General features: G+C 67.2%; 27 protein-coding genes and 1 tRNA gene. 4 read left to right on the forward strand and 24 right to left on the reverse strand.

What is annotated here, in order from left to right; genetic code table 11:
- Positions 1-11 precede the first annotated feature (11 nt).
- Positions 12-908: an enoyl-CoA hydratase gene (locus tag G6N49_RS27615; protein WP_011561984.1), complete on the forward strand. Its 897-nt coding sequence runs from the start codon at positions 12-14 to the stop codon at positions 906-908.
- Between the two features lie 52 nt (positions 909-960).
- Positions 961-1,806 carry an SDR family oxidoreductase gene (locus tag G6N49_RS27620; RefSeq protein WP_011561983.1) on the forward strand — a complete coding sequence of 282 codons (846 nt, stop codon included), beginning with the start codon at positions 961-963 and terminating at the stop codon, positions 1,804-1,806.
- Here G6N49_RS27620 and G6N49_RS27625 read toward each other — a convergent pair.
- The 14 genes from G6N49_RS27625 to G6N49_RS27700 all read right to left on the reverse strand — a co-directional run bounded on the left by G6N49_RS27625 (position 1,789) and on the right by G6N49_RS27700 (position 14,855).
- A complete protein-coding gene (locus G6N49_RS27625) occupies positions 1,789-2,196 on the reverse strand; it encodes a DUF6632 domain-containing protein (RefSeq protein ID WP_011561982.1) in 408 nt (135 codons plus the stop codon). The two genes, G6N49_RS27620 and G6N49_RS27625, sit on opposite strands and share 18 nt — an antisense overlap.
- A 19-nt stretch (positions 2,197-2,215) precedes the next feature.
- Positions 2,216-3,115 carry an NAD(P)-dependent oxidoreductase gene (locus G6N49_RS27630; RefSeq protein WP_011561981.1) on the reverse strand — a complete coding sequence of 300 codons (900 nt, stop codon included), beginning with the start codon at positions 3,113-3,115 and terminating at the stop codon, positions 2,216-2,218.
- A 71-nt stretch (positions 3,116-3,186) separates the two neighbouring features.
- Positions 3,187-3,681 carry a (2Fe-2S)-binding protein gene (locus tag G6N49_RS27635; RefSeq protein WP_011561980.1) on the reverse strand — a complete coding sequence of 165 codons (495 nt, stop codon included), beginning with the start codon at positions 3,679-3,681 and terminating at the stop codon, positions 3,187-3,189.
- Positions 3,674-4,564 (reverse strand): FAD binding domain-containing protein, encoded by an 891-nt coding sequence (locus G6N49_RS27640; RefSeq protein WP_011561979.1) that lies wholly within the window; start codon positions 4,562-4,564, stop codon positions 3,674-3,676. Before G6N49_RS27640 ends, G6N49_RS27635 begins: the two co-directional genes overlap by 8 nt.
- The gene (locus tag G6N49_RS27645; RefSeq protein WP_011561978.1) at positions 4,561-5,283 is read right to left on the reverse strand and encodes an SRPBCC family protein; all 723 of its coding nucleotides are present in this window, start codon (positions 5,281-5,283) and stop codon (positions 4,561-4,563) included. Before G6N49_RS27645 ends, G6N49_RS27640 begins: the two co-directional genes overlap by 4 nt.
- 2 nt (positions 5,284-5,285) lie before the next feature.
- The gene (locus G6N49_RS27650; RefSeq protein ID WP_011561977.1) at positions 5,286-7,613 is read right to left on the reverse strand and encodes a xanthine dehydrogenase family protein molybdopterin-binding subunit; all 2,328 of its coding nucleotides are present in this window, start codon (positions 7,611-7,613) and stop codon (positions 5,286-5,288) included.
- A 210-nt stretch (positions 7,614-7,823) separates the two neighbouring features.
- The gene (locus tag G6N49_RS27655; protein WP_011561976.1) at positions 7,824-8,240 is read right to left on the reverse strand and encodes a YkvA family protein; all 417 of its coding nucleotides are present in this window, start codon (positions 8,238-8,240) and stop codon (positions 7,824-7,826) included.
- Between the two features lie 9 nt (positions 8,241-8,249).
- The gene (locus G6N49_RS27660) at positions 8,250-9,929 is read right to left on the reverse strand and encodes an alpha-amylase family protein (RefSeq protein ID WP_011857091.1); all 1,680 of its coding nucleotides are present in this window, start codon (positions 9,927-9,929) and stop codon (positions 8,250-8,252) included.
- Positions 9,926-10,915 (reverse strand): TIGR03885 family FMN-dependent LLM class oxidoreductase, encoded by a 990-nt coding sequence (locus G6N49_RS27665; RefSeq protein ID WP_011561974.1) that lies wholly within the window; start codon positions 10,913-10,915, stop codon positions 9,926-9,928. Before G6N49_RS27665 ends, G6N49_RS27660 begins: the two co-directional genes overlap by 4 nt.
- A gap of 416 nt (positions 10,916-11,331) precedes the next feature.
- Positions 11,332-11,817, reverse strand: coding sequence for a hypothetical protein (locus G6N49_RS27670; RefSeq protein ID WP_221222925.1), 486 nt, complete (start codon positions 11,815-11,817; stop codon positions 11,332-11,334).
- A gap of 95 nt (positions 11,818-11,912) precedes the next feature.
- Positions 11,913-12,308, reverse strand: a complete 396-nt coding sequence (locus tag G6N49_RS27675; RefSeq protein ID WP_011561972.1) for a heme-binding protein — start codon at positions 12,306-12,308, stop codon at positions 11,913-11,915.
- Between the two features lie 1,087 nt (positions 12,309-13,395).
- Entirely contained in the window at positions 13,396-13,800 is a 405-nt protein-coding gene (locus G6N49_RS27690; protein WP_011561969.1) for an HNH endonuclease, read from the reverse strand.
- 41 nt (positions 13,801-13,841) lie between these two features.
- A tRNA-Thr gene (locus G6N49_RS27695) sits at positions 13,842-13,916 on the reverse strand.
- 195 nt (positions 13,917-14,111) lie between these two features.
- Positions 14,112-14,855 (reverse strand): MlaD family protein, encoded by a 744-nt coding sequence (locus tag G6N49_RS27700; protein ID WP_041309877.1) that lies wholly within the window; start codon positions 14,853-14,855, stop codon positions 14,112-14,114.
- Between the two features lie 95 nt (positions 14,856-14,950).
- Here G6N49_RS27700 and G6N49_RS27705 point away from each other — a divergent pair, with 95 nt between their 5' ends.
- Both G6N49_RS27705 and G6N49_RS27710 read left to right on the forward strand, forming a co-directional pair.
- Positions 14,951-15,670: a response regulator transcription factor gene (locus tag G6N49_RS27705; protein ID WP_011561967.1), complete on the forward strand. Its 720-nt coding sequence runs from the start codon at positions 14,951-14,953 to the stop codon at positions 15,668-15,670.
- 31 nt (positions 15,671-15,701) lie between these two features.
- The gene (locus G6N49_RS27710) at positions 15,702-17,123 is read left to right on the forward strand and encodes a sensor histidine kinase (protein ID WP_011857087.1); all 1,422 of its coding nucleotides are present in this window, start codon (positions 15,702-15,704) and stop codon (positions 17,121-17,123) included.
- 3 nt (positions 17,124-17,126) lie between these two features.
- On the opposite strand, the gene G6N49_RS27715 is transcribed toward G6N49_RS27710, so the two are convergent.
- The 10 genes from G6N49_RS27715 to G6N49_RS27760 form a co-directional block, all read right to left on the reverse strand.
- A complete protein-coding gene (locus tag G6N49_RS27715; RefSeq protein ID WP_041925399.1) occupies positions 17,127-17,531 on the reverse strand; it encodes an HIT family protein in 405 nt (134 codons plus the stop codon).
- A gap of 102 nt (positions 17,532-17,633) precedes the next feature.
- Positions 17,634-18,422: an SDR family NAD(P)-dependent oxidoreductase gene (locus G6N49_RS27720; RefSeq protein WP_049771852.1), complete on the reverse strand. Its 789-nt coding sequence runs from the start codon at positions 18,420-18,422 to the stop codon at positions 17,634-17,636.
- Positions 18,423-18,489: 67 nt separating this feature from the next.
- Positions 18,490-18,921, reverse strand: a complete 432-nt coding sequence (locus tag G6N49_RS27725; RefSeq protein WP_011857084.1) for a nuclear transport factor 2 family protein — start codon at positions 18,919-18,921, stop codon at positions 18,490-18,492.
- Between the two features lie 4 nt (positions 18,922-18,925).
- Positions 18,926-20,053 carry an NDMA-dependent alcohol dehydrogenase gene (locus G6N49_RS27730; protein ID WP_011561962.1) on the reverse strand — a complete coding sequence of 376 codons (1,128 nt, stop codon included), beginning with the start codon at positions 20,051-20,053 and terminating at the stop codon, positions 18,926-18,928.
- 101 nt (positions 20,054-20,154) lie between these two features.
- Positions 20,155-20,718, reverse strand: a complete 564-nt coding sequence (locus G6N49_RS27735; protein WP_179967807.1) for a nuclear transport factor 2-like protein — start codon at positions 20,716-20,718, stop codon at positions 20,155-20,157.
- 11 nt (positions 20,719-20,729) lie between these two features.
- Positions 20,730-20,933 carry a ferredoxin gene (locus tag G6N49_RS27740; RefSeq protein WP_011561960.1) on the reverse strand — a complete coding sequence of 68 codons (204 nt, stop codon included), beginning with the start codon at positions 20,931-20,933 and terminating at the stop codon, positions 20,730-20,732.
- A gap of 4 nt (positions 20,934-20,937) precedes the next feature.
- Positions 20,938-22,293, reverse strand: coding sequence for a lanosterol 14-alpha demethylase (locus G6N49_RS27745; protein ID WP_011857083.1), 1,356 nt, complete (start codon positions 22,291-22,293; stop codon positions 20,938-20,940).
- Between the two features lie 7 nt (positions 22,294-22,300).
- Positions 22,301-23,146, reverse strand: a complete 846-nt coding sequence (locus G6N49_RS27750) for an SDR family oxidoreductase (RefSeq protein ID WP_064871934.1) — start codon at positions 23,144-23,146, stop codon at positions 22,301-22,303.
- Positions 23,147-23,157: 11 nt separating this feature from the next.
- Positions 23,158-24,366, reverse strand: coding sequence for a cytochrome P450 (locus G6N49_RS27755; protein ID WP_011561957.1), 1,209 nt, complete (start codon positions 24,364-24,366; stop codon positions 23,158-23,160).
- A complete protein-coding gene (locus G6N49_RS27760) occupies positions 24,363-24,974 on the reverse strand; it encodes a TetR family transcriptional regulator (RefSeq protein ID WP_011561956.1) in 612 nt (203 codons plus the stop codon). The genes G6N49_RS27755 and G6N49_RS27760 overlap by 4 nt, the downstream gene beginning before the upstream one ends.
- Positions 24,975-25,042: the final 68 nt, after the last annotated feature.

Here is a 25,042-nt window from a genome sequence, read left to right on the forward strand (position 1 = left end):
AGGGTGCTGCTGTGGCAGACGCCGAGCAGGTGACCTACGAGACCCTCGACGACGGGCGCATCGCGCGGATCTGGCTGAACCGGCCGCATACGCAGAACGCCCAGTCCCGGACGCTGCTGGTGCAGCTGGACGAGGCGTTCGGGCGCGCGGAGGCCGACGATCAGGTGCGGGTGGTGATCCTGGCCGCGCGCGGCAAGAACTTCTCCGCCGGCCACGACCTCGGATCCGAGGAGGCCATCGCCGAACGCGGCCCCGGTCCCGCGCAGCATCCGACGTTCCGGATCAACGGTGCGACCAGGCCCGCCATCGCGGAGAAGATCTACCTGCAGGAGTGGCACTACTTCTTCGAGAACACCCGGCGGTGGCGCGATCTGCGCAAGATCACGATCGCCCAGGTGCAGGGAAATGCGATCTCGGCGGGGCTGATGCTGATCTGGGCGTGCGACCTCATCGTCGCCTCCGACGACGCGAAGTTCAGCGACGTGGTGGCGGTCCGGCTGGGTATGCCGGGTGTCGAGTACTACGCCCACCCGTGGGAGTTCGGTCCGCGCAAGGCCAAAGAGCTGCTGCTGACCGGTGATTCGATCGACGCCGACGAGGCGCATCGCCTGGGTATGGTGTCGAAGATCTTCCCGCGCGCCGAACTCGAGGACAAGACGGTCGAATTCGCGCGCCGGATCGCCGCACTGCCGACGATGGCAGCACTGCTGGTCAAGGATTCGGTCAACGCCGCCGCCGACGCGATGGGATTCACCGAGGCACTGCGGCACGGCTTCCACATCCACGAGCTCGGGCATGCGCACTGGGCGGCGCACAACGAGAACCGCGTGGCCGTCGGCATGCCGCCGGACGTGCCGGACTGGCGCGAGCTGGGCGCACCGAAGTTGGCCCGGCGCGACGAGCCGTGACGTATAACTAGAACGCGTTTCAGTTATACGGCCTACCTACCGGAGGATTCCCTTGCTGCTTTCCCAGCTCTCACTGGCGGATCGCACCTATCTGGTCACCGGCGGTGGCAGTGGAATCGGCAAGGGCGTCGCCGCCGCGATCGTCGCCGCCGGTGGTGACGTGATGCTCGCCGGACGCAACGCCGACCGACTTGCCGCCGCCGCCGACGAACTGTCCGCCGCGGCCGGTGACGGCGCGGGGCAGGTGCGCTACGAGCCCACCGACGTCACCAACGAGGACGAAGCGGCGCGGCTGGTGGAGGCCGCCACCGCATGGCGCGGCCGGTTGCACGGCGTCGTGCACAGCGCGGGTGGTTCGGAGACCATCGGCCCGATCACCCAGATCGATTCCGATGCGTGGCGGCGCACGGTGGACCTCAACGTCAACGGCACGATGTACGTACTGAAACACGCTGCGCGAGAACTGGTTCGCGGTGGAGGCGGATCGTTCGTCGGGATCTCGTCGATCGCATCGAGCAACGTGCACCGCTGGTTCGGCGCCTACGGGCCCAGCAAGGCCGCCCTCGACCACATCATGAAGCTGGCCGCCGACGAACTCGGCCCGTCCTGGGTGCGGGTCAACGGCATCCGTCCCGGTCTGATCCAGACCGACCTCGTCGGGCCGATCCTGGAGTCGCCTGAGGTGTCCGCGGACTACCGCGCGTGCACACCGCTGCCGCGGTTCGGGGAGGTCACCGACATCGCGAACCTGTCGGTGTTCCTGCTCAGCGATGCCTCGTCCTGGATCACCGGGCAGATCATCAACGTCGACGGCGGCCACAACCTCCGGCGCGGCCCGGACATGTCGGGCATGCTCGAACCGCTCTTCGGCGCCGACGGGCTACGCGGGGTGGTCTGAGCGCTGCCCGACGCCCGAGACCTGCACCAGCGCCGACAGCACGACGGCCATCAGGAGCAGCGCGGGGACGTCGCCGAGCAGGTGGCCCATGTGGTGACCGCTGCCGAACGACTGCACGGCCATGATCACGGCGTGCACGACACTCGAGCACACGGTGAACCAGATCAGGCTGAGGTGGGCTTCGGGCCTTCGCGCCGCGATCCAGAGGAAGACCCCGAGTGTCGCGTACAGCCCGACGATCATCATGAAGTAGTCCGACTGGTGTGGCGCACCCTGATGCCAGGCCCACCCCGACGGCCACACGACGGCCAGCGGATAGAGCAGCAGCGCGACGGTGCCGAAGACGGCGAGCGCGATCTGCAGCAGTCGGTAACTGGTCGACGGTCCCATCAGGTCATTGTGGGCGCGCTCAGGCGTTCGGACCAGGCCCTCCGGATTCCCAGGCGCTGAGCGCTCCGATGGCCGACCAGTCCAGATGGCCGCCGCCGGTGGCGAGCAGGGTGAGGAACCGGTCACGCAGCAGGCTGGCGATCGGAAGCGGAACCTGCAGCCCGTCCCCGGCCTCCAGGGCCAGGCGGACGTCTTTGAGTCCGCCCGTCGCGCTGAATCCGGCGGGTTCGAATTCGCGGCGCGCCAGCAACCCGCCGTAGGTGCGGTAGGCCGGCGCGTCGAACAGGGTGGACGTCAAAAGGTCGAGGTACTGGTCGACGTCGACGCCACCCTTGGCGACCAGGGCCATGGCCTCGCCGAGCGATTCGATGACCGAGGCGATGAGGAAGTTGCCCGACACCTTGACCAGGTTCGCGGCCTTCGGTTCGGTGCCGACCACGAACGTGCGCTGCCCGATCGCCTCGAAGACGGGCGCCAGGGCTTCGACCGTATCGGGTGCGCCGGCCGCCACGACGAAGAGTTTGGCGGCCGCGGCCGCCTCGGGCCTGCCGAACACGGGCGCAGAGACGAAACGGCTGCCGCCCTCGGCGTGTGCGGCGGTGAGCCGTTCGGCCAGCGCCAGACTGATCGTCGACGACGAGACGTGAATCGCGTCGGGGCGTAGCGACGCCACGATGCCGTCGTCGCCGAAGCTGACCGCCTCGACGGCGTCGTCGTTGGCGAGCATCGTCACAACGACGTCTCCCTGGCACGCCTCTGCCACCGTGCGGGCCGGGCGGGCGCCCTCGGCGCTCAGCGCGTCGACCTTATCCGGTGACCTGTTGTAGGCGGTCACGTCGTGGCCCGCCGCCAGCAGGTTCGCCGCCATGGCCGAACCCATGTTGCCCAGACCGATGAAACCGATGTGCATGTTGCTCATCTTCGCGCCAACGCCCGGGATCGCGGGATTATTGCCGCTGCACCGGCAAACACCTGCCGTGGTCGCCTCGCCTACGGGCTTACGGTCTGCCCGTTGCGCGTGCGCTCGGCGGCGAGGCGGACGGCGTTGACGATGCCCTGGTATCCCGTGCACCGGCAGAAGTTGCCCGACAACCCTTCGCGGATCTCCTCGTCGCTCGGATCCGGGTTGTCGGCCAGCAGCGCCGTGATCGAGGTGACGAAGCCCGGTGTGCAGAAACCGCATTGGAGTCCGTGGCATTCCTTCATCGCGGCCTGCACGGGGGAGAGCTCACCGTCGGGTCCGGCGATGCCTTCGACGGTGGTGACCTCCTGGCCGTCGGCCTGCACCGCGAACACCAGACAGGACCGGACCGCCTGCCCGTCGAGCAGCACCGTGCACGCACCGCACGCCCCGTGCTCGCAGCCTAGGTGCGTGCCGGTGAGACCGCATGTCTCGCGCAGGAAGTCGGCCAACGTGATACGCGGCTCCACCACTCCGCGATGGTTGCGGCCGTTGACCGTCAACTCGACCGGCAACTCATGCATGGATCATCTCCTCCGAAGTCACCTGGGCGACCGCCGATGCCAGGGCACGCGAGACCATCGCGGCGCCGACCCGGCGCCGATAGCTCGCCGAACCTTGAAGGTCGGCGGGCACGTCCGTCACAGCGGCCAGCGTGAGCCTGCCGATCTCGTCGGTGCTGATGTCTGAGACCCGAGTGCCGACGACGGCTTGTTCACCGTCGACACCGCGCAGCGGGGTCGACCCCAGCCCCAGTAGCCCGATGGCGCAGCGCGTCACCCGGTCGTCGCCGTCGAGTTCGAGCGCGACCGTCGCACCGGCGATCGCGAAATCTCCGTGCCTGCGGGCGAATTCCTCGACGGCGAAGCCGCACCGGCCGCTCCACACCGGGAACCGCACGGCGGTGAGGATCTCGTCGGCCGCGAGCGACGTCTCCCACAGGCCGGTGAAGAGGTCGGCCGCGGCGATGTCCCGTCGGCCACGGCTGGACACGGCCTCGATCTGAGCGTCGAGTGCCAGTGCGACGGCGGCGTATTCGGCCGCGGGGTCGGCGTGCGCGATCGCCCCGCCGAGAGTGCCGCGCGTGCGGATCTGGAAGTGCCCGATGTGCGGGGTGGCCAGCGTCAGCAGCGGCACCGAGTCGGCGACCTCGTCGTCCAAACCGACCAACGCGTGCGGCGTCGCCGCGCGCACCACGATCTGACCGTCGACGAGGTCGATACCCGTCAACTCGCCGATCCGGGAGATGTCGATGAGGTGCTCGAAGTGCGTCAGCCGCATGGCCAGCATCGGCACCAGGCTCTGCCCGCCGGCGAGGATCTTCGCGTCGTCGCCGAACTCGGACAGCATCTGCACCGCCTCGGTCACCGAATCCGGGCGGTGGTAGGCGAACGGGGCGGCCTTCATGGCCGGAGCCGGTCGGCCGGCGACAACGGGCCGAGCAGGCGGGCCAGCGCGGCCTGCAGATCCTCGGCCAACACCGCGGCCGGATGCGCGCGCCTGCGGCGGCGGCCGATCAGAAATCCCACCGCGGCGCCCGCCGCCACTCCGGCGACCACCGGGGCGAAGCGTTTCGCCAGCGGCACCGCCACCACCTTGAGCAGGTCGACCGAGTCTCCCGCGGCGGGTTGGGCGGCGGCGGTCGCCGCCTCCGTCGTGGGCGCCGTCGTCGCCTTTGGGGCGTCGCCGAGGACGTCGGCCTCGAGGGCCTTGGCGAACTGACCGATGAGGTTGCTGGCGACGTCGGCGAGCACACCGCGGCCGAACTGGGCGGCCTTACCGGAGATGGTGAGGTCGGTGTTGATGACCACGTGGGTGGCATCGCCCTCGTCCTTGAGCTGTGCGGTGACGACCGCGGCGGCGTTGCCGTTACCGCGCGTCTCCTTACCGGAGGCCCTGAGCACGACGCGCTGGGCGGCGGCGTCCTTCTCCTGGAACGCGGCAACACCCTGGTAGGACACCGTGATCGGGCCGACCTTGACCTTGACCGCGCCGGTGAACTCGTCGCCGTCGACCGACAGCAGTGTCGCACCGGGCAGGCACGGCGCCACCCGCTCGACGTCGGTGAGCACCTCCCAGGTCTTGGCGGCCGGCACCGCGACCCGGAATTCGTTGTTCAGTTCCACGGCTAGTGGTCCTCTCGGTTCGCTTGTTCGAGCAGTTCGACGATGGTCGCGGGGGTGGCGGGCAACCGGGTGACGGTCACACCCAGCGGGGCGAGCGCGTCGTTGATCGCGTTGATCACGGCGGGTGTCGAGCCGATCGCGCCACCTTCGCCGGCGCCCTTGTAGCCGCCGACGCCCGGGCCGGGGATCTCGACGTGGCCGAACTCGATCGGCGGCACCTCGGTCGCCGTTGGCAGCAGATAGTCGACGAACGTCGACGACAGCGGGTTGCCGTCGGCGTCGTAGACCAGGCTCTCCAGCAGCGCGCCGCCGATGCCCTGCACCGTGCCGCCGGCCACCTGCCCCTCGACCACGTTGGGGTTGATCATCGGGCCGACGTCCTCGCTGACGATGTAACGGGTCAGCGTCACCTGTCCGGTCTCCACGTCGACCTCACACGTGCAGGCGTGAGTGGCGTTGGCCCAGTGGATCATCGCCATCGAGGTGAAGCGCGCGGTGGCCTCCAGCGTCGCCGTTCCGCCCGGTGGCAGGTGCTCGGGCTGGTAGTGCGCGCGGTAGGCGATGTCGGCGAAACTCACACTCTTGGTGGGGTCTTCGCGTACGTAGGCCTTCGACCCGCCGAGTTCGATGTCGTCGACTTCCACGCCCAGGTGGTGGGCGGCCATGCGGATCAGTTGTGCGCGCAGGATGCCGCCGGCCTCGTTGACCGCGCCCGCGGTCATCGGGGCACTCCTACTGCCTTGCGTGCCCGCCCCGTAAGGGGTGATCGCGGTGTCGCCCTGGATGGTGGCGACGTCGTCGATGTCGGCGCCGAGCGCGTCGGCGGTGAGCTGAATGACCGTCGTCTCCAGGCTGTTGCCGGTCGACCCGCCGTTGACGTAGACGTTGATCTTGCCGGTCGGCTCCATCCGGATGGTGCAGCCTTCGGTGCCCAGATGGCCGGTCGCGGCGCCGGTCGGCTCGATGTACGCGGAGAACCCGAGCCCGATGTAGCGGCCCTGGGCGAGCGCCTCGGCCTGCTCCTTGCGGAAACCCTCGTGGTCGAGGATCTTGACGGCCTGTTCGAAGGTGTCGGCGGGGGCGACGTGGTCATACGGCATGCCGTTGGGGTTGAAGTACGGCATCTCGTCGCCGCGCAGTATGTTCTTGCGGCGCAACTCGACCGGATCGATGCCCAGCTTGCGGGCGGCGATGTCGAACATGATCTCTCGGGCCAGAGTCTCGTACTGCCACGGGCCGCGGTAGGCGTGCAGGCCGGCGGTGTTGGAGAACACCGTCTTGTAGTTGAAGCTGGCCTTCGGGACGCGGTACGGCCCGGGGAAGAACATGCCGATCGCCGCGGTGGTGAGCACCGGGTACGGGGTGGGATACGCGCCGACGTCCTGGTTGAAGTCGATGTCGACGGCGAGGATCGTGCCGTCCTCGTCGAACGCCATCCGGGCGGTGCCGTCGACGTGGCGGGACTGGCCGGCCGACATGAGGTTCTCGCGCCGGTCCTCGATCCACTTCAGCGCACCGGGGACCTTGCGCGCGGCCAGCATGATGACCATGTCCTCGCGCATCGGCACGACCTTCTGCCCGAACCCGCCGCCGGTGTCGCGCATGATGACCCGGACCTTCTGGGCGGGGATGCCGAGCAGCCGAGCGGTGAACGCGCGGAGCTCGTGAGGTGTCTGCGTGGACGCCCACAGCGTCAATTCGCCTGTGGTGGGCTCCCATTCGACGACCATGCCCCGGGTCTCGATCGGGACGGGCACGTACATTTGCTGGTAGATGTTCTCGCTCACCACGCATGGGGCCGACGAGAACGTCTCCTCGTCCGGAGGCGCGCCACCCATCCCGCCCGCGACGTTGTCGGGGTACTGCTCGTGGACGACGGTTTCGGCGTTCACCGCGGTGCGGAAGTCGGCCACCGCGGGCAGGGGCTCGTAGTCGACCTGGACGGCGTCGGCGGCGTCCTCGGCCAGGTAACGGGATTCGGCCACGACGAGCGCGACGGGATCGCCGACGAACTTCACCTCGCCCTCGGCCAACGGCGGGCGCGGGGTGTCGGGGACGTCCTTACCGGCGACGGCGTGCCACGACTCGACGGCGTCGCCGTTGAGGTCCTCGGCGGTGAACACCGCGTACACGCCGGGCATCGCCAGCGCGGCGGAGGCATCGATCCCGTTGACCTTGGCCCGGGCGAACGGGCTGCGGACGAAGCACGCGTGCAGCATGCCGGGGCGCTGGATGTCGTCGACGAAGGTCCCGCGCCCGGTCAGCAGGCGGTTGTCCTCGACCCTCGCGACCCGGGTTCCCGAGTAGCGGGTGGCGACGGTGTCGGTCATCGGTGAACGCTCCATTCCGTCGGATTGCTTCTGCGCGTAAGTGGTACCGACCAGCGCGCGGCAAGAGTGTCGTTATCGTACATTGGTAAGGAAGCGGCCCGAAAGAGAGAGTGGCATTTCCGCACGTAGATCGGTATGCCGAAGGCTGAGCACGTGCACAGGTTGCCAGTTGCGCAGCGTTCGCGGGCGGATTTGACGCAAAACCCCGCGTCATGCGGCGGTGCCGCTGCTCCAACCGGTCAGGCGGGCCAGCGCCTCGAAGCCGTCATCGCTGCCGGGCCAGTGCGCGCGCACCGCGTCCCGGCCGGCGCGCCGGACGACGCCGCGCAGGACGATCGTCACCACGATCGCGTCGTCGGCGTAGCCGAGCACCGGGATGAAGTCGGGGATCACGTCGAAGGGCATCGCCAGATACGCCAGCAACAGAGCCAGCCGCACCCGCACCCCGGCGGGCAGCGACTTGTCGGCGGCGAGCCTGCGGATGAGGCGCAGGACATCCGGAAGGATGCGCAGCGCCTCGCGCAGCATTCCGTCTCGTGGCCGCGCGATGAGCAGCACGACGACGAGCGCGAGCCAGGTCAGCGCGAGGCCGACGGCAACGCCGAGTACGAACTCCCACACGGTCACTTCGGTCTGTCAGATGATCGGGTCGTCGCCCGGCCGGACCAGGCGTAGCCAACGGTAACCGTAACCGTCCAGGCCGATCTCGAGCCGTCCCTTCGCGTCCAGTTCGTGCACCGACAGCCCGTCCAGCAGGTCGACGAGCGTCGACCCCTCCGGGGCGTCCTCGATCTGGATCGGCACCATGCACCGGTCGGCGCCGAAATTGTGCAGCCCCACCATCGTCCACCCACTCTTCTCCCGGCAGCAGTGCGCGAGCACCGCAGGGTTGGGCTGGTCGAGCACCTCGGCCGTCGACCAGCCGATCTCCGGCTGCTGGCGATAGGTGTAGATGAGATCGCGGATGAACCACCAGAACGACTGGTGGTCGTGGCGCTGGTCGGCGACGTTCACCCGGTCGGGGCCGTACAGGCCGTCGGTGATCGGGCGGGGGAGTCGGCGCGCGGCGGCCCTGGAGAAACCGCCGTTGTCGTCGCTGGTCCACTGCATCGGAACCCGCACGGCGAACCGCCCTGGGATGTCGAGGTTCTCGGCCATCCCGATCTCCTCGCCGTAGTAGAGGACCGGAGTGCCGGGCAGCGAGAACGCCAGCGAGTAGACCATGCGCATCCGCCGTTCGTCCCCGCCGAGCATCGCCGGCAGGCGTCGGCGCAGCCCGCGGCCGTAGAGCTGCATGTCGGGCTCGGGTCCGAAGGCGTCGAAGATCTCCTGCCGTTCCGCGTCGCCCAGTTTGTCGAGCGTGAGCTCGTCGTGGTTGCGCACGAAGTTCGCCCACTGGCTCGTCTCGTCGAGCGGTGGGCGTTCGCGCAGCGCCGCGGCGATCGGGCCGGCGTCGCCCCGGGCCAGCGAGAGGTACATGTTCTGCATGCCGATGAAGTCGAACTGCATGTTGAGTCCGTCGCCGTCGGGGCCCCCGAAGAACGACTTCTGATCGTCGTAGGGCACGTTCACCTCGCCGAGCAGCACCGCGTCACCAACCCGCCGGTTGACGAAGTTGCGGACGTCCCCGAGGTATTCGTAGGGATCGAAGACGCCGGGGTCGCCGGGCACTCCGTCGCGGGCGAACAGGAAGGGGACGGCGTCGACCCGGAAACCCGAGACGCCGAGTTGCAACCAGAAGCCGAGTGTGCGCGAAATCTCCTCCTGCACTTTGGGATTGGCGATGTTCAGGTCGGGCTGGTGCTTGTAGAAGTGATGCAGGTACCACTCGCCGGTTTTGGGTTCCTGCTCCCAGATGCTGTCCTCCTGGTCGGGGAAGACGACGTCGGCCGGACTCGACTTGGGCTCGGTCTCACTCCACACGTAGTAATCGCGGTACGGGTCGTCCTTGCTGCGCCGGGCGGATTTGAACCAGGGGTGGGCATCGGAGGTGTGGTTCATGACGAAGTCGACGATCACCCGGATGCCCTTGGATCGTGCGGTTCGCACCAGCTCGACGAAGTCACCGAGGTTGCCCAGGCGCTGATCGACCCCGAAGAAGTCGATGATGTCGTAGCCGTCGTCCTTGCGGGCGGTCGGATAGAACGGCATCAGCCACAGGCAGGTGACCCCGAGGTCGAAGAGGTACTCGATGCGCTCGGTCATGCCCCGGATGTCGCCGGTGCCGTCGCCGTTCCAGTCGTAGAACGTCTCGATGTCGGCGCAGTAGAAGACGGCGTTCTTCCACCACAGGTCGCCGGTCTCGATCTTCCTCATGCGATCGCCGCGCTCGACGTGGGAGCGGTCGGTGACAGCTGTGGAAGGACGTGCTCACCGAAGGCGTCGATGAAGCCGGCCTGCTGCTGGCCGACGAAGTGCAGGTAGAGCTCATCCCAACCCTGTTCGACGTACTCGGCCAGCCACTCGGCGTGGCGTCCGAGGTCGGCCGAGACACGTACCGCACCGCTGACCTTCTCCGTCGAGACGGCGCTGCCGATCACGTCGAACGCGTCGACGGTCTCGATATCCCACGACACCGGCGGGTCGAAGACGTTGTTGCGCCACTGGTCGTGCGCGATCGCCATGGCCTCGTCGTCGGAGGCCGCCCAGCTCAGATGGATCTGGAGCCGCGCCGGTCCGCGACCACCGGCTTGGCGGTACGCGTCGAGGACCGCGCGCAGCTTCTCCGGTGGTTGGTTGACCGTGATGAGGCCGTCCGCCCAGGCGGCGTGGCGGGCCGCGGTCTGCGGCGTGACGGCCGGGCCGACCAGGTCGGGGGTGACTTCGGGCAGCGTCCACAGTCGGGCCCGGTTGACCTCCACCAAACCCTCGTGGCTGACCTCTTCACCGCGCAGCAGACGGCGGATGACGTCGACACACTCGACGAGCCGTGCGTCGCGCACCTCCTTGCGGGGCCACGCCTGACCGGTGATCCGTTCGTTGGACGCCTCACCCGAGCCCAGCGCCGCCCAGAACCGGCCGGGGAACATCTGCGCCAGCGTGGCGATGGCCTGGGCGATGATCGCGGGGTGGTAGCGCTGACCCGGCGCGTTGACGACACCGAACGGCAGGTCGGTGGTGGCCAGCGCGGCGCCGAGGAAGGCCCAGGCGAAGCCGGATTCGCCCTGCCGCTCGCTCCACGGGCTGAAGTGGTCTGATGACATGCCTGCGGTGAAACCGGCCTGCTCGGCGTGCTGGACGTCCTTGAGGAGTTGGGCGGGGTCGATCTGCTCGTGTGAGCAGTGGAAGCCGATGACGGTCATCGCCCTGGCATACCCCGGAAAGCCCTGACGCCAACGTCAGCTGGTCACCGCAGCCCTCGTCGTCACCCATACCGGGCGCGGGATCCTCGGGTCCGGTGGTCACCACGGGCCCCTCCGCGGGCGGGATGGTGGGGGTCTCCGGCCGCGTCATCGCGCCGGACTCGGGTGCGGGGGCGCGGGCGCGTACTCGCGGCTCCTAACCGGTGAAACGGTCCTCCAGACGCATGAACGGCAAGGCGGAGAAGGACTCGCAGGGAGCGCACAGACCGGGCCCCAACCGTGGGTAGCCGCATCCGTGGCAATCGTCGATGGCCACCGTTGAATCTCCGCTGAGCACGAGCGGCAGGTTACCCAGACCGGCGTGAAATCAACCCGTCCGGTGAGCTCGGGTGCGGCACACGCACAGGCGGAACACATCAATTCTGATTCGCCGGTTCATGATGGTGGAAGAGCACCTGCCAATGGACCTGCATCACGGCGAACAGGAACGCCGTGCTGATGCCGAACAGCAGTACGCCGTTCACCGCTTCGAGCACGCTGAACAGATGGAATCGGGACGGCAACGTATTCCCGGGTAGGTCGAACGTCGTCATGCTGGCCAAAGAGAACGTGGACGCGTCCGTGAACGACTCGAACGCGCCGAGCCATGTGTACGCCGACGCCCACAACACGCCCTCCAGCCCGTGCAGGGCGGTCAGTATCAGAGCCACCGCTCCGATTCGACCGATCGCGGCGGGAAGCTCGCGACGCGGATCCCGCCGATGGTTGTCAATGCGAGCGCGGGCCCTCGATTCCAAGCGGAAAGCCATCAGCACCACCGCAGTGGTGTGGATCGCGATGGTCAAGAGGATGAACGAAAGACCCAGTACCCAGCTCGCCAGATTCACGTGTTCTTCCTCCATCCGCCACGCCGTGATGGCCGCGACCGCCGTTGACAGCGCATGGAACGCGCGGAGCGAATCTGTGTCGCGGTAACGGTGACGAGCCGGTTGACGCCCTAGGGCAGTGGGGTGTCCGACGGATTCGGTTGCTGATTACAGCGGTTCAGGAAGTCGTCCGCCGGTTGCTTGATGCCCTGGAGTTCGGCTCGAACCTGGGGGTTGGCGTCCAAGTACTCCTGCACCTGCGGACGCATTTGGTCCCGGGACTGACCCTTGAGCGTGGCGAAGAATTCGTTGACGGGCGGATGTGTGAACAGGTAGGTGGACAGCGCTGCGGCAACGCCGGCCCTGACGCCCGCCCAATCCGCGGGCGAGCAATTCGGTGGGGGTGGAACCGGCGGCTGGGCACTCGCAACTGCTGCGCCTCCGAAAAACACTGCACCAGCAACTGCGCCGGCGCCGATTGCGCCAATAACTGCTCGGTGACCAAAATGTTGTGAAGGCAACATCATTGCTGCTTCTCCTTCATGTGGTACAGCTTCCTGCACCGTATTAGGGCTTACGATAAATCCACAGACCAAACCGCGCGGCATAATCGCCGTTGAAGGATCAGCCGAAGCCGCACAAGTTCTCAATGCAGGTTTTCATTTGTCGACACCTTGGACAGCGCACGAATCGTAGGATCGCCACGAGGCAACTGAGAGAAGATGTCCAATGAAGCCTTGGCTACAACGAAGCGCCGTCTCGGCCGTCGTGTTGGGGATCCTGCCGCTGCTCGAACTCGCTTCACCGGCTGTCGGCCACGCACAGCCGCCGCCACCACCGTGCCCACCGGGCATGTACTGGAATTTCACCACGGTTGTATGCGAATTCCCGCCACCCCCGGCCCTTTACATCGACCCGTGGTTGCCGGTTTACGTCCCGGATGTCGTCGATGTCGATCTCGATGTGGATATTCCGGTTCCTGGCCCACCAGGTATCGGGGCTCCAGGGCGACCGAATATCGGCGCCCCCGGACCGGGGCCTCGCCCCCCAGGAATCGGTGGGGGACGCGGCGGCGGTCGCGGTGGTCGACGCTGAGCCGGTTCGTTCGAATTCCGGCCGGGAACTTGATATCGACAATTGTTTGACAAGCGCTGCCTGAAGAATGGGACCGGAAACGCGATCTCGTCGGCGAAAACAGCGGCGCGGGCGCAGTGGCGGGATTCTGTGTATTTGCGTTCATAAATTGTGGAGCGTTTGAATCGGCGTCGTCGTAGCTTTCCGTTTCCAGGGTCCATACGGCGGTGCCGGTCAAGGCGATTGGCCTGCCGTCGGGTTTCGTGCCGAGGAGGCCGTTGTTGGTTGTCAGTCCCACCGGGAGGTGACGGGGGCTCGGTGGGCCATGAACCGGTCGGCGACCTGGTCATCGGCTCCAGCCGCTGGAGGAGCTCAAACTCCAGGAATGGAGCCCTCTGTCGGGATTGAACTGGTGATCACGCATAACGTCGTCGACGACGGTGGTGCCGGCCATGGCCAGGACAGCTCGATCCGTTTCCTGGTCGGCCGGACCCGCTGTCTGCCGACAGGGTGCGAGTCGTCTGGAGACCTGGAGGACCGCTAATAGGACTTGCCGTCGGCATAGCGCTGCCGGCGGAAGGCGCGGCCGCTGCCGCGGTTGCGGCTCTTGTAGGTGGGCAACTGCGAATCGCAGTTCGGGCAGACCAGGCGCAGGTTCTGTCGGCGGTTGTTGGTCGAGTTGCCGTCGATGTGGTCCAGTATCAACGTCAGCGGCAGGCCATGCCAGGTGCTGGAGCCGCCGCAGATTGCGCAGCAACCGGATTGTTCGGCGGCAAGGTGCACTCGGATGTAATGATCTGGTCGAGAATCGACCCATGCTTGCCCGGATTCGAGCCAGAGCTTCGCACTGGCCGTTCGTCGGGCCGCGGCCTGACAGGCGTTACCGCAATAGATCTTCTGGCTGCGCTTGGAAAGCGTTGCACCGCAGCCGAGGCAGCATCGCATGATTGGAAGCTACCGGCAGGCACCGACATGTCGGCTGCGCGTGGAGCCCCCTATCGGGATTGAACCGATGACCTACATATTACAAGTATGTTGCTCTACCACTGAGCTAAGGAGGCGTGGAACGCGCTACAGCTTAACGCTCCGCGTCGACGATCCGTTCGGAGACCACCGCGCGCGGTCCGGGACCGCTGCGTCAGCTGCGGTGAGGGCAGCGGATGCGTTCGGCGGTGTTGCTCAGGGGGTTCCTACCTGGGATAGCGTGTCGGCGTCCGGCGGCCGGGACGACGCCCCGGGCCGTTCGTCGCGACCGGTCACTCCTCGACGTCGATCACCCGTTGCGACCGCACCGCCGTGGTGGGCGTGGTCGGTGTTCGGCGGCCGAGCCTGCGACCGGGCAGCGGGATCCGGTCGGCGATGTTGCTCAGCGGGTTCACCACCTGACTCAGCGCGATCACCGCTTCGCGCAGGGCCTCGACCGTCGGGGCCAGCGCTTCGAGGCCGGGAGTCAGCCGGTTCAGCGTGTCGGCCACGTCGGCGAGCTGTTCGAGTGGACCGTTGCGCGCGGTCAGTTTGTCGATCAACCCGCCGTCGGCGAGCAGCCGGTCGGCGATGCCGTCCTCGGCGAGCAGCCGCTCCACCAGACCGTCTTCGTCGAGCAACTGATCGACCAGCCCGCCCGGTTCGATGGCACGCATCAGCCCGCCGTCGTCCTGCGTCAACCGGTCGAGCACACCGCCCGGCGCGGTCAGCCGGTCGACGACACCGCCCGGCTTGAGGAGACGGTCCACCGGTCCGTCCGGCGCCAGGGCGCGGCCGAGCGGCTGATCCTCGTCCATGAGCCTGGCCAGGCGGTTCGCCCGTTCCACGGCGTCGTTGATGCCCAGCATCTGGGCGAAAGCGCCCGGGTTCCCGGTGACGCGCGGGTCGCCCTCACCGAGCGTCGCCTTGGCCACGCCGATCGCCGATGTGGCGATGCCCAGACTGGTCTCGGCGGCGGCGAGCCCGATGCGCGCCGGCGCGGTGGCGAGCTGCATCAGGTTCTTGCCGAAGTCCATGCCGCCAGTGTATGGACAGTGCAAGCGTCGACTCACAGAGATCTCACAGCCAACCCGCAGCATTACTCCAAGGCCGGTAGCGGACATTGAAGTACATGGCGATGGCTGCGTTATCCGAAACCACCCCCGAGGCCCGGGTCCTCGTCGTCGACGACGAGGCCAACATCGTCGAGCTGTTGTCGGTCAGTCTGAAGTTCCAGGGATTCGAGGTGCACACCGCTTCCGACGGTGCCTCCGCGCTCGACAAGGCGCGCGACGTCCGGCCCGACGCGGTGATCCTCGACGTGATGATGCCCGGGATGGACGGGTTCGGTCTGCTGCGCCGTCTGCGGGCCGACGGTATCGACGCCCCGGCGTTGTTCCTGACAGCCCGCGATTCGCTGCAGGACAAGATCGCGGGGTTGACGCTCGGCGGCGACGACTACGTCACCAAACCGTTCAGCCTCGAGGAGGTCGTCGCCCGGCTGCGGGTGATCCTGCGGCGCACCGGCCGCGGCGCCGAGGAGCCGAAGACCTCGCGGCTGAGCTTCGCCGACATCGAACTCGACGAGGACACCCACGAGGTGTGGAAGGCCGGCGAGCCGGTGTCGCTGTCTCCCACCGAGTTCACCCTGCTGCGGTACTTCATCATCAACGCGGGCACGGTGTTGTCCAAGCCCAAGATCCTCGACCACGTGTGGCGCTACGACTTCGGGGGCGACGTCAACGTCGTCGAGTCCTATGTCTCGTACCTACGTCGCAAGATCGACACGGGGGAGAGGCGGCTGCTGCACACGCTGCGGGGTGTGGGGTACGTCCTGCGCGAGCCGCGATGAGCGCTTGCGCGAAGAGCCGAAAGCCGCGGTAGTGCGCGGAGGTGTGCCGCTGCGGCTGGGGCTGGTGGCCGCGACGCTGGTGCTCGTGGCGTTCGGGCTGCTGGCCTCCGGCATCGCGGTGACGTCGATCATGCGGCACAGCCTGGAGAGCCGCGTTGATCAGACACTGCTCGACGCCTCGCGCAGTTGGGCACAGGCGCCCCGGCAGCTGCCGGTGGCGCCACTTGCGGGTCCCAATCCGGCCCGCCCACCGTCGGACTTCTACGTCCGCGGCACCGGACCCGACGGGCGGATGTGGACGGCCGTGAACGACCGCGAGGCCGAACCGGTGTTGCCGTCGTCCAACGACGTGGGACCGGTCCCCGTCACCGTGCGGTCGGTGAACCACTCCGACGTCGAGTGGCGCGCGATGACCGTCCGCGGCCCCAGTGGGGCGCTCACCACGGTGGCGATCGACCTGTCCGAAGTGCAGTCGACGGTTCGCGCGCTGGTGTGGTCGCAGATCGGTATCGGTGCGGCCGTGCTGTTGGTGCTCGGAGTCGCGGGTTATGCCGTGGTGCAACGCAGCCTGCGCCCGTTGACCGAGGTCGAGGAGACCGCGGCGGCGATCGCGGCCGGTCAGCTCGACCGACGGGTGCCGCAGCGGGATCCGCGCACGGAGGTGGGCCGACTGTCGTTGGCCCTCAACGGAATGCTGGCGCAGATCCAGCGGGCGGTGGCGTCGTCGGAGTCCTCGGCGGACGCCGCGCGCACCTCGGAGGAGCGCATGCGCCGGTTCATCACCGATGCCAGCCACGAGTTGCGCACCCCGTTGACGACGATCCGCGGGTTCGCCGAGCTGTACCGCCAGGGCGCCGCGCGTGACGTCGAGATGCTGATGAACCGCATCGAGAGCGAATCGCGCCGGATGGGCCTGCTCGTCGAGGACCTGCTGTTGCTGGCCCGCCTCGACGCGCAGCGGCCGTTGGAGCGGCACCGCGTCGACCTGCTGGCGCTGGCCACCGACGCCGTCCATGACGCGCAGTCGATCGCACCCGAGAGGACGATCACCCTGCACGTGCTCGATGGGCCCGGCACACCGGAGGTGGTCGGCGACGAAGCGCGACTGCGGCAGGTGCTGGGCAATCTCGTCGCCAATGCGCTTCAGCACACCCCGAAGCACGCCGGCATCACGGTGCGGGTGGGCACCGACGAGACCAACGCCGTCCTGGAGGTGTGTGACGAGGGGCCGGGTATGACCGAAGAGGACGCGCGCAGGGTGTTCGAGCGCTTCTACCGCACCGACTCGTCGCGGGCCCGCGAGAGCGGAGGGACCGGACTCGGGCTGTCGATCGTGGATTCGCTGGTCCTGGCCCACGGCGGGACGGTGCGCGTGACGACGGCGCCGGGGCAGGGTTGCCGGTTCACCGTGCAGCTGCCGCGGTTCAGCGACGTTCCCGTCGAAACGGCTTGATACTTAACCGAGTTCGGCGAGTGCGGCCTTGATCTTGGACTGGGCCTCGTCGAGCGATTCCGGCGACGGCTCGTTGTCGACGTTGGCGAATCCGAAGTCGGTGAGGTTGTAGGCGGGGAAGACGTGCACGTGTAGGTGCGGGACTTCGAGGCCTGCGATGATGACGCCCGCGCGTTCGGCGCCGAACGCCTTGACGACCGCCTTGCCGATCAGCTGCGACACTTCCATGACGCGGGCGAACACCGCGGGCTCGATGTCCTGCCACTGATCGATCTCCGCGCGCGGCACGACGAGCGTGTGGCCCTGCGTCATCGGCGCGATGGTGAGGAACGCGACGATCTCGTCATCCTCGTAGACGAATCGGCCCGGGAGTTCTCCGTTGATGATCTTTGTGAAGACGGTCGCCATGGCCCCGAGCATAGTGAGGCTCGGCCGGGCTCCATCCGTCGAACGTGCACTGAGTGCGATGAACGGCCCGATTTTTCGCAGTGGCTTCACGTTCGGTGAGGCTCAGCCCCCGATGAGCTCGTGCAACTCCTCGACGGTCCACGGTGGCGAGTCGTGGTGGTCCCGGTAGCCGAGGAAGCCGGGGGACTGGCGGGTGAACTCGCCGACGAAGCCGCCGGCGGCGATGAAGATCCGGCCGGTCACACCGCGCGCGCGATCGCTGACCAGGTAGGCGTATGTCGGCGCCACGTATTCCGGCGGCGCGGCGTCCAGGGCTCCTTGCAGGCTCACGTCGTCGAGTAGGCCGCGGCGATTCAACTCCGTGACGTGCTGTTCGTATTCGTCGCCGCTCGAGAGCCGGGTCTTGGCGCCCGGGCACACGACGTTCGCCCGCACGCCATGTTCCTTCAGTTCCGCGGCGATCGCCGACGTCAGCCCGTTGACCGCGCCCTTGCCGGCCGGGTACCCGGTGCCGCCGTAATCGCCAAGGAAGGCAAACGAACTCGTGTTGACGATCGCCCCGCCGCCCTGCGCGACCATCCGCGGGGCCGCGGCTCGGCACGTCTCGAACACCGTGCCCAGGTGTGCGTCGAGCAGCTCGCGGAACTGCGCTGAGCTCACGTTCAGGATCGACGACCCCGGCGGCTCGGGGGTGCCCGCACAGTTGATCAGGATGTCGATGCGCCCGAACTCGCCCACGCACCGTTCGATCAGTGCGTCGGCAATCTCGGGGTCGGCCGGCGAACCCGCGCAGCCGACACCCGAGACACGTTGTGCGGCTTGTTCGACCGCGTCGGGATCGCGTCCGCTGACCACCACCCCGGCACCTTGCGCCGAGAGCAGTTCGGCCACCGCGAGGCCGATACCGCGAGAACCGCCGACGACGACTGCGCCGCGGCCGGCCAGCGGTGGTGACTCGCTAATCGCCCTTGGCCTCTTCGAACGTCATCGACTCCATGTTCCAGTAGCCGCGCAGATTCGTGATCAGGCCGGCCGCGTCGACCCGGTAGGTGAACACACCGCGGACCGTGGCGACGAAGCCGTTCGGGAACTCGGTGCGCAACACCAGGATGTAGGCGATCTCGGTCGGCGAGCTGGACGGGAACGTCGCCTCGCACGTGACTGTGAGCGTGTTCGGCCCGATGTTCGCGTCGTAGAACGCCGCGACGGCGTCCTTGCCGCGCACCCCGTTGCCGTCCGGATTCGTGACCGCCTCGCCGATCGGGTCCTCGATGACCACGTCGTCGGCCATCAGGGCCAGCCAGCCCTCTTTGTCACCCGATTGGACGCAGCGCCACGACGCGCGTGACGCCGCGACCACCGGTGACTGCTCGACCGTCTCCTGGGTCACTGGCTCACCAGTCGTTGTCGGTGTAGCGGATGACGCCGCGGATGTTCTTGCCCTCCAACATGTCCGAGTAGCCCTCGTTGATCTGCTCCAGCTTGTACTGCCGGGTGATCATGTCGTCGAGGTTGAGCTTGCCCGCCTTGTACATCGACAGCAGCTGCGGGATGTCGAAGTGGGGGTTGCCGCCGCCGAAGATGGTGCCCTGCAGGTTCTTCTGCAACAGGGTCAGCATCGCGAGGTTCAGGGTCACCTGCGTGTCGAGCATGCTGCCGATGGCGGTCAGCACGCAGGTGCCGCCCTTGGACGTGAGGTTGACGTAGTTGTCGACGTCGTTGCCGTGCAGTTCGCCGACGGTGACGATGACCTTCTTGGCCATCAGTCCCTGGGTGACCTCGGCGATCCCGGCGAACGCCGATTCCAGGTCGGGGTAGGCGTGGGTGCCGCCGAACTTCAGCGCGGCGTCACGCTTCCACTCCACGGGCTCGATGACGAAGATGTTGCGCGCACCGGCGTTGACCGCGCCCTGCAGCGCCGACATGCCGACACCGCCGACGCCGACGACCGCGACGTCGTCCCCGGGCCGGATGTCCCCGGCGCGCACGGCCGAGCCGTAACCGGTGGTGACGCCGCAGCCGACCAGGCAGGCGACCTCGAACGGAACCGACGGGTCGATCTTCACGACCGAGCTCTTGTGCACGACCATGTACGGGCTGAACGTGCCCAGCAGGGTCATCGGGAAGACGGGCTGACCCTTGGCATGGATGCGGTGGGTGCCGTCGGACACCGCGGTGCCGCCCAGCAGGCCGGCGCCCAGATCGCACAGGTTGCGCAGCCCGGCCTGACACGACGGGCAGCGCCCGCAGGACGGGATGAACGAGAGCACGACGTGGTCGCCGGGAGCGAGGTCCTCGACGCCCGGTCCGACCTCGGTGACCACGCCGGCACCCTCGTGCCCGCCGAGCACCGGGAAGCCGGCCATCGGGATACCGCCGGTGACCAGGTGATGGTCGGAGTGGCACATCCCCGACGCTTCCATCCGGATCTTGACTTCGTCCTTGACCGGGTCACCGATCTCGATCTCCTCGATCGACCACGGTTGGTTGAACTCCCAGATGAGGGCGCCCTTGGTCTTCATATTGCCTGCTTTCCTTCGGAGAACGTCTCGGCCACCAGCCTAGTGACGTGGGTCTCAGCGGATTTCTCGACGGGTGTCAAACTACACACCCGACGCCGCGGTCACCAGATCGGTGCGGGTGCCTCTCCGAGCGGGTAGTAGCCGGGCAGCTTCTCACCCGACAGCGACCGTTCGATGCGCTTCTGCATCGTGGGGGTCAGATCGCCCGACTCGATCAGCTTCGCGTACCCCTTCGCCACGTGGCCGAAGTCGAAGAAGTCGCGCTGCCACTCGATCAACAGCGACTCATCCTCCCCAACAGCGGCGAGCCGGAACCAGCTGCCGCCGATGCCGTAGATCTCGTCCTGGGTGCCGTCGGACTTGTTCACGATCTGCTTCCAGAAGCCGACGATCTCGTTCTGCTTCTCGTCGATGAGCACCTTCTGGTACTCGTAGACCCAGTTCTCGAGGCCTTCCATCTCCAGTCCGAGCGCGACGTCGCGTATCTCCTCCTTGCCGATGCACATGACGTCTTCCTTCGGGCCGATGTTCCAGCCGTAGGTGGCGTCATCGGTGTAGAAATCGGCCAGCGGCTTCCAGTCACCCGCCTTCTCGGCGTCGCGGTTGGCCTGTAACCACCGCTCGACCCACTGCTCCAGTTCTTCGCGTTTGGAAGATGAAGTCATCGTTCCGCCTTTCATTTCTCCACAATGGAAAGCGCCCGGGTCGGGCACATGTCGACGGCCCGTTCGACATCCTCGCGGAGGTCGTCGGGTGGTTCCGGATCGGTGATCTCGACGATGCCGCGTTTGGGCACCGAGAACACATCGGGCGCCTCGAGCTCACACATCGCGTGACCCTGGCACAGGTCGGCATCGAGTTCTATGCGGTAGCTGCCCATCGCTTCAGGCCTTCACACGCCTGCGGTAGCGCACCTTGGCCGGACGCTCCAACTGCACCACCATCTTCGAGTGGTCGTTGCGGTAGGTCTCGGGCGGCTGGGCCATCTCGAATTCGTACTCGCGCAACAGAACCGAGAAGATCGCCTTGATCTGCATCGTCGCGAACGCCGCGCCGACGCACCGGTGCCGGCCGGCCCCGAACGGAATCCACGTCCACCGGTTGACGACGTCGGCCTGCTCGGGTTTGTCGTAGCGGTCCGGCTTGAACGCGTCCGGGTCCGGGAAGTCCTCGGGGATCCGGTTGCTGATGGCGGGGGAGGCGGCGACGAAATCGCCCTTGTGGATCGGGAATCCGGCGACCTCGAACTCGCCCTGCGCGACCCGCATCAGGATGATCAGCGGCGGATGTAGGCGCAACGTCTCCTTGACGACGTTGTCCAGCAGCGGGATCTGGCGCAGTGCATGGAAACTCACCTCCTGACCGTCCGCGTACAGCTCGTCGAGCTCCTGCTGTACCGCGGCGTATACCTCGGGGTGGCGGATCAGTTCGATCAGCGTCCACGACGACGTCCCGGAACTGGTGTGGTGGCCGGCGAACATCAACGAGATGAACATGCCGGTGACCTCGTCGGCCGAGAATCGCGGGTTGCCCTCCTCGTCCTTGATCGAGACCAGCACGTCGAGCATGTCGCGGTCGGCCTTGTCCTTCGGCGGATCGGCCACCCGCTGGTTCATGATCTCCTGAACCAGGGCAACGAGTTTCACCCGTGCCTCGTCGCGGCGCTGGAAGCTCTCGATCGGCAGGTAGGGGTCGACGTAGCACAGCGGGTCGGTGCCGCGTTCGAGTTCGTGGTAGTACTCGGCGAAGCGGTGGTCGAGCTGCTCGCGGAACTTCAGCCCGATCAGACACGCGGTCGAGGTGTAGATGGTCAGCTCCGCGAAGAAGTCGAGCAGTTCGATCTCGCCCTCGTCGCCCCAGCCGGCGATCATCTTCTTGACTTCGCCCTCGATGGTGGCGGCGTGGCTCTTCATGTGCTCGCCGCGCAACGCGGAGTTGTGCAGCATCTCCTTACGCCGTTCCGGGCTGGCGTCGAACACCACACCCTTGCCGAAGATCGGCGTCATGAACGGATAGGCCTCGGCCTGGTCGAGATCCTCGTCGGCGGACCGGAAGAAGAACTCGTTGGCTTCGGCGCCGGAGAGCAGGATGACGTGTTTGTCGACGAGCTGGAACCAGCCGACGTCCCCGCACTCGTCGCGGACCCGCTTCATCAACCCGATCGGGTCGGTGCGGAACTCCTCGAGGTGGCCGTGTTCCTCTTCGCCGCCGGAGACCCGGGGCACAACTGCGGTGGTCATGCGGTTCCTATTCTCCCGTCGCTTCGCTCGCCCCGGAGAGGGCTTCCTCGTCGACTTTCAGTTGCTGACGTTCCTTGGTGTGCGCGAGCGGCGCTTCGGGCTGCAACTCCATGTTCGCGATGAAACCGCCGCGGGGGGTTTCGGCGACGAAGGTGATGGCCCGGGCCAGGTCGGCGGCGCGCAGGAAGTAGTCGTGGCGCGCCTGGCCCCATTTGGCCCAGTCCTCGAGCGCCGGCCCGATCAGCTCGGCCGGCAGGCTCCAGCCCATCGACGTCTTCGTCGGCCCGGGGTGCACGATCGAGGCGCGTACGCCGGTTCCTTCGAGTTCCATCTGGTAATTGGTGACCATCGCGACGAGCGCAGCCTTGGCAGCTCCGTAGGCGCCCATGTGCGGCCGCTGCCGCAGAGCCACATCGGATCCGACGAAGATCAAATCCCCGCGTTGCCGTTCGATCATGCCGGGCAGGACGGCCCCGGCGACCCGGTTGGCGCCGATCAGGTGGATCTGTATCTGCGATTCGAACTGTTCGGTGCTGATGTCGGCCAGCTTCCCGAAGTACGTGTCGCCGGCCCCGGCGACCAGCACCTCGATGTCGCCGAGCTCTGAGGTGGTCTGCTCGACGGCCGCTTTCACCGAATCGGGGTCGGTGACATCGAGATGGACCGCGATGGCCTCGCCCCCTTCGGCGCGGATGGTGTCGACGATCTCCTGGCACTTCTCCACCCGGCGGGCTCCGAGGGCGACCGGAAAACCGTGGGCGGCAAGCTCGATCGCCGTCGCGGCGCCGATACCGGAGGAGGCGCCGGCCACCAGCGCTGGTCGGCGGTCGGGCAGGGGCTCGAAACGTGGCATCAGACGGTCCTTCAGCGGGTCTGGACGGTGATCGGAAGATGGGCGAACCCGCGGACATTGCTCGAGTGAACGCGGACGGCGTTGGCCTCGTCGACCTCGTATCCACGGATTCGTTTGACCAGCTCGGTGAGCGCCACCCGGGCCTCCATGCGGGCCAGGTGGGCGCCGAGGCAGAAGTGCGCGCCGCTGCCGAAACTCATGAGCTTCGAACCGATGTCACGGCCGATCACATAGGAGTCGGGATCGTCGAACACACGCTCGTCGCGATGTGCCGAACCGGGCAGCAGAAGTACCACGTCCCCGTCGGGAATGGGGGTGTCGTAGAGCGTGAGATCGCCGACGACCGTGCGGGCCAGGATCTGGCTCGAGGTGTCGTAACGCAGGGTTTCCTCCACCCACAGCGGCACCCGGTCGATGTCGTCGTACACCTGGGTCAGCTGGTCGGGGTTCTTGTGACCCCAGAACGCCGCGTTGGCAAGCAGTTTCGTGGTCGTCTCGTTGCCGGCGATCACCATCAGGAACATGAAGCCGAGCACTTCTTCGTCGGTGAGGCGGTCACCGTCGATCTCGGCTTCGAGCAGGGCCGAGGTGAGATCGTCGGTGAGTTTCTTGCGACGCTCGGCGACCATGTCCTGGTAGTAGACGATCAGGTTGAGCGACGCCTCGATCGCCTCGGCCGGTACGTCGTTGACGCCGTCCTCGCGGTGCATCACCCCGTCGGCGAGTGCACGGATGCGGTCCCGGTCCGCCTCGGGTACGCCCATCAGCTCCGAGATCACGTCCATCGGCAGCTTGCCGGCGAATTCGGCGACGTAGTCGACGGTTCCGTCACCGGCCCTCTCGAGCATCGTGTCGAGATGCTTGAGGGTCAGCTCCGTCACCCGCGGCTCCAGTTCACGGATGCGGCGCGGGGTGAAGCCCTTCGAGACCAACGTGCGCAGTCGCAGATGCGCCGGATCGTCCATCGCGAGGAACGACATCGTCTTCGACGCGTGCGGCCCCCGCGACACCGGATCGAGCGAGACGCCGAACTTGTTCGACAGCGTTGTGCTGTTCCGGAAACCCTGCAGCACGTCGGCGTGGCGGGACAGCGCCCAGAAGCCGAGTTCCTCGTTGCGGTAGAGCGGAGCCTCGTCGCGCAACCGCTTGTAGTACGGGTACGGGTCTTCGTGGAAGTCGTAGTCGTACGGGTCGAGTACGACGTCGCTGGTCAGGGTCACTGCGTGTCTCCCGAGCTTTTGTTCATCTGGTCCTCTCCGAGGACGAGGCCGACGACGTAGGTGAGCCGGTCTGCGATCTCGTGGTAGGTGAAGACGCCGCTGCCCGCGTTGACCAGCGCGCCGAAGAACGTCATCTCCAGCGCCGACACCTTGCGGGGGTCCGCACCGGGCCCGATGGCCGAGGTGATGCGCTTGTGGATCTCGGCGCCGATGCGGTCGCGCGCCGTGCGGACGGCGGCGTCGCTGTTGCTCAGCAGGGCCGTGGTGCAGGCGGCCGCGACCTCGGGTTCGTCGGCGAGGATCAGCGTCATGCTGCGCAGCGCCTTGTCCACCCGCGTCGGCATGCTGTCGTTGACGTCGGTGAAGTACGGCACCTGGCGGATGAGGTCGAGGTAGACCTCGGCGATCAGGTGGTTCTTCGACGAGAAGTACGTGTAGGCGGTGGCCGGTGCGACCCTGGCGCGTGCCGCCACGGCCCGGACCGTCAGGTCGGCGTAGGACGATTCGCGCAGCATCTCGACGCCGGCGGACAGCACCTTTCGGAAGGTTTCCTCCTGCCGACGGTTGCGCGGCCTCTCCGGAAGCGCAGCCACTGCATCGCTGGACACATGTCCAAGTTATCCGACGGTACGGGCGGTAGGCAAGCGTGGATTTCGATCCTCGGATGCTTGCCACC

Source organism: Mycolicibacterium monacense (assembly GCF_010731575.1).
GTDB lineage: Bacteria > Actinomycetota > Actinomycetes > Mycobacteriales > Mycobacteriaceae > Mycobacterium > Mycobacterium monacense.

Coding starts and splice junctions, on each gene's coding strand:
- G6N49_RS27625 (WP_011561982.1), bottom strand. CDS start 2,196: ATGGGACCGTCGACCAGTTACCGACTGCTGCAGATCGCGCTCGCCGTC.
- G6N49_RS27700 (WP_041309877.1), bottom strand. CDS start 14,855: ATGGACTTCGGCAAGAACCTGATGCAGCTCGCCACCGCGCCGGCGCGC.
- G6N49_RS27640 (WP_011561979.1), bottom strand. CDS start 4,564: ATGAAGGCCGCCCCGTTCGCCTACCACCGCCCGGATTCGGTGACCGAG.
- G6N49_RS27740 (WP_011561960.1), bottom strand. CDS start 20,933: ATGGGCAGCTACCGCATAGAACTCGATGCCGACCTGTGCCAGGGTCAC.
- G6N49_RS27730 (WP_011561962.1), bottom strand. CDS start 20,053: ATGAAGACCAAGGGCGCCCTCATCTGGGAGTTCAACCAACCGTGGTCG.
- G6N49_RS27715 (WP_041925399.1), bottom strand. CDS start 17,531: ATGGCGACCGTCTTCACAAAGATCATCAACGGAGAACTCCCGGGCCGA.
- G6N49_RS27665 (WP_011561974.1), bottom strand. CDS start 10,915: ATGACCGTCATCGGCTTCCACTGCTCACACGAGCAGATCGACCCCGCC.
- G6N49_RS27670 (WP_221222925.1), bottom strand. CDS start 11,817: ATGGAGGAAGAACACGTGAATCTGGCGAGCTGGGTACTGGGTCTTTCG.
- G6N49_RS27675 (WP_011561972.1), bottom strand. CDS start 12,308: ATGATGTTGCCTTCACAACATTTTGGTCACCGAGCAGTTATTGGCGCA.
- G6N49_RS27650 (WP_011561977.1), bottom strand. CDS start 7,613: ATGACCGACACCGTCGCCACCCGCTACTCGGGAACCCGGGTCGCGAGG.
- G6N49_RS27705 (WP_011561967.1), top strand. CDS start 14,951: ATGGCGATGGCTGCGTTATCCGAAACCACCCCCGAGGCCCGGGTCCTC.
- G6N49_RS27660 (WP_011857091.1), bottom strand. CDS start 9,929: ATGAGGAAGATCGAGACCGGCGACCTGTGGTGGAAGAACGCCGTCTTC.
- G6N49_RS27745 (WP_011857083.1), bottom strand. CDS start 22,293: ATGACCACCGCAGTTGTGCCCCGGGTCTCCGGCGGCGAAGAGGAACAC.
- G6N49_RS27690 (WP_011561969.1), bottom strand. CDS start 13,800: ATGCGATGCTGCCTCGGCTGCGGTGCAACGCTTTCCAAGCGCAGCCAG.
- G6N49_RS27750 (WP_064871934.1), bottom strand. CDS start 23,146: ATGCCACGTTTCGAGCCCCTGCCCGACCGCCGACCAGCGCTGGTGGCC.
- G6N49_RS27635 (WP_011561980.1), bottom strand. CDS start 3,681: ATGCATGAGTTGCCGGTCGAGTTGACGGTCAACGGCCGCAACCATCGC.
- G6N49_RS27735 (WP_179967807.1), bottom strand. CDS start 20,718: ATGACTTCATCTTCCAAACGCGAAGAACTGGAGCAGTGGGTCGAGCGG.
- G6N49_RS27630 (WP_011561981.1), bottom strand. CDS start 3,115: ATGAGCAACATGCACATCGGTTTCATCGGTCTGGGCAACATGGGTTCG.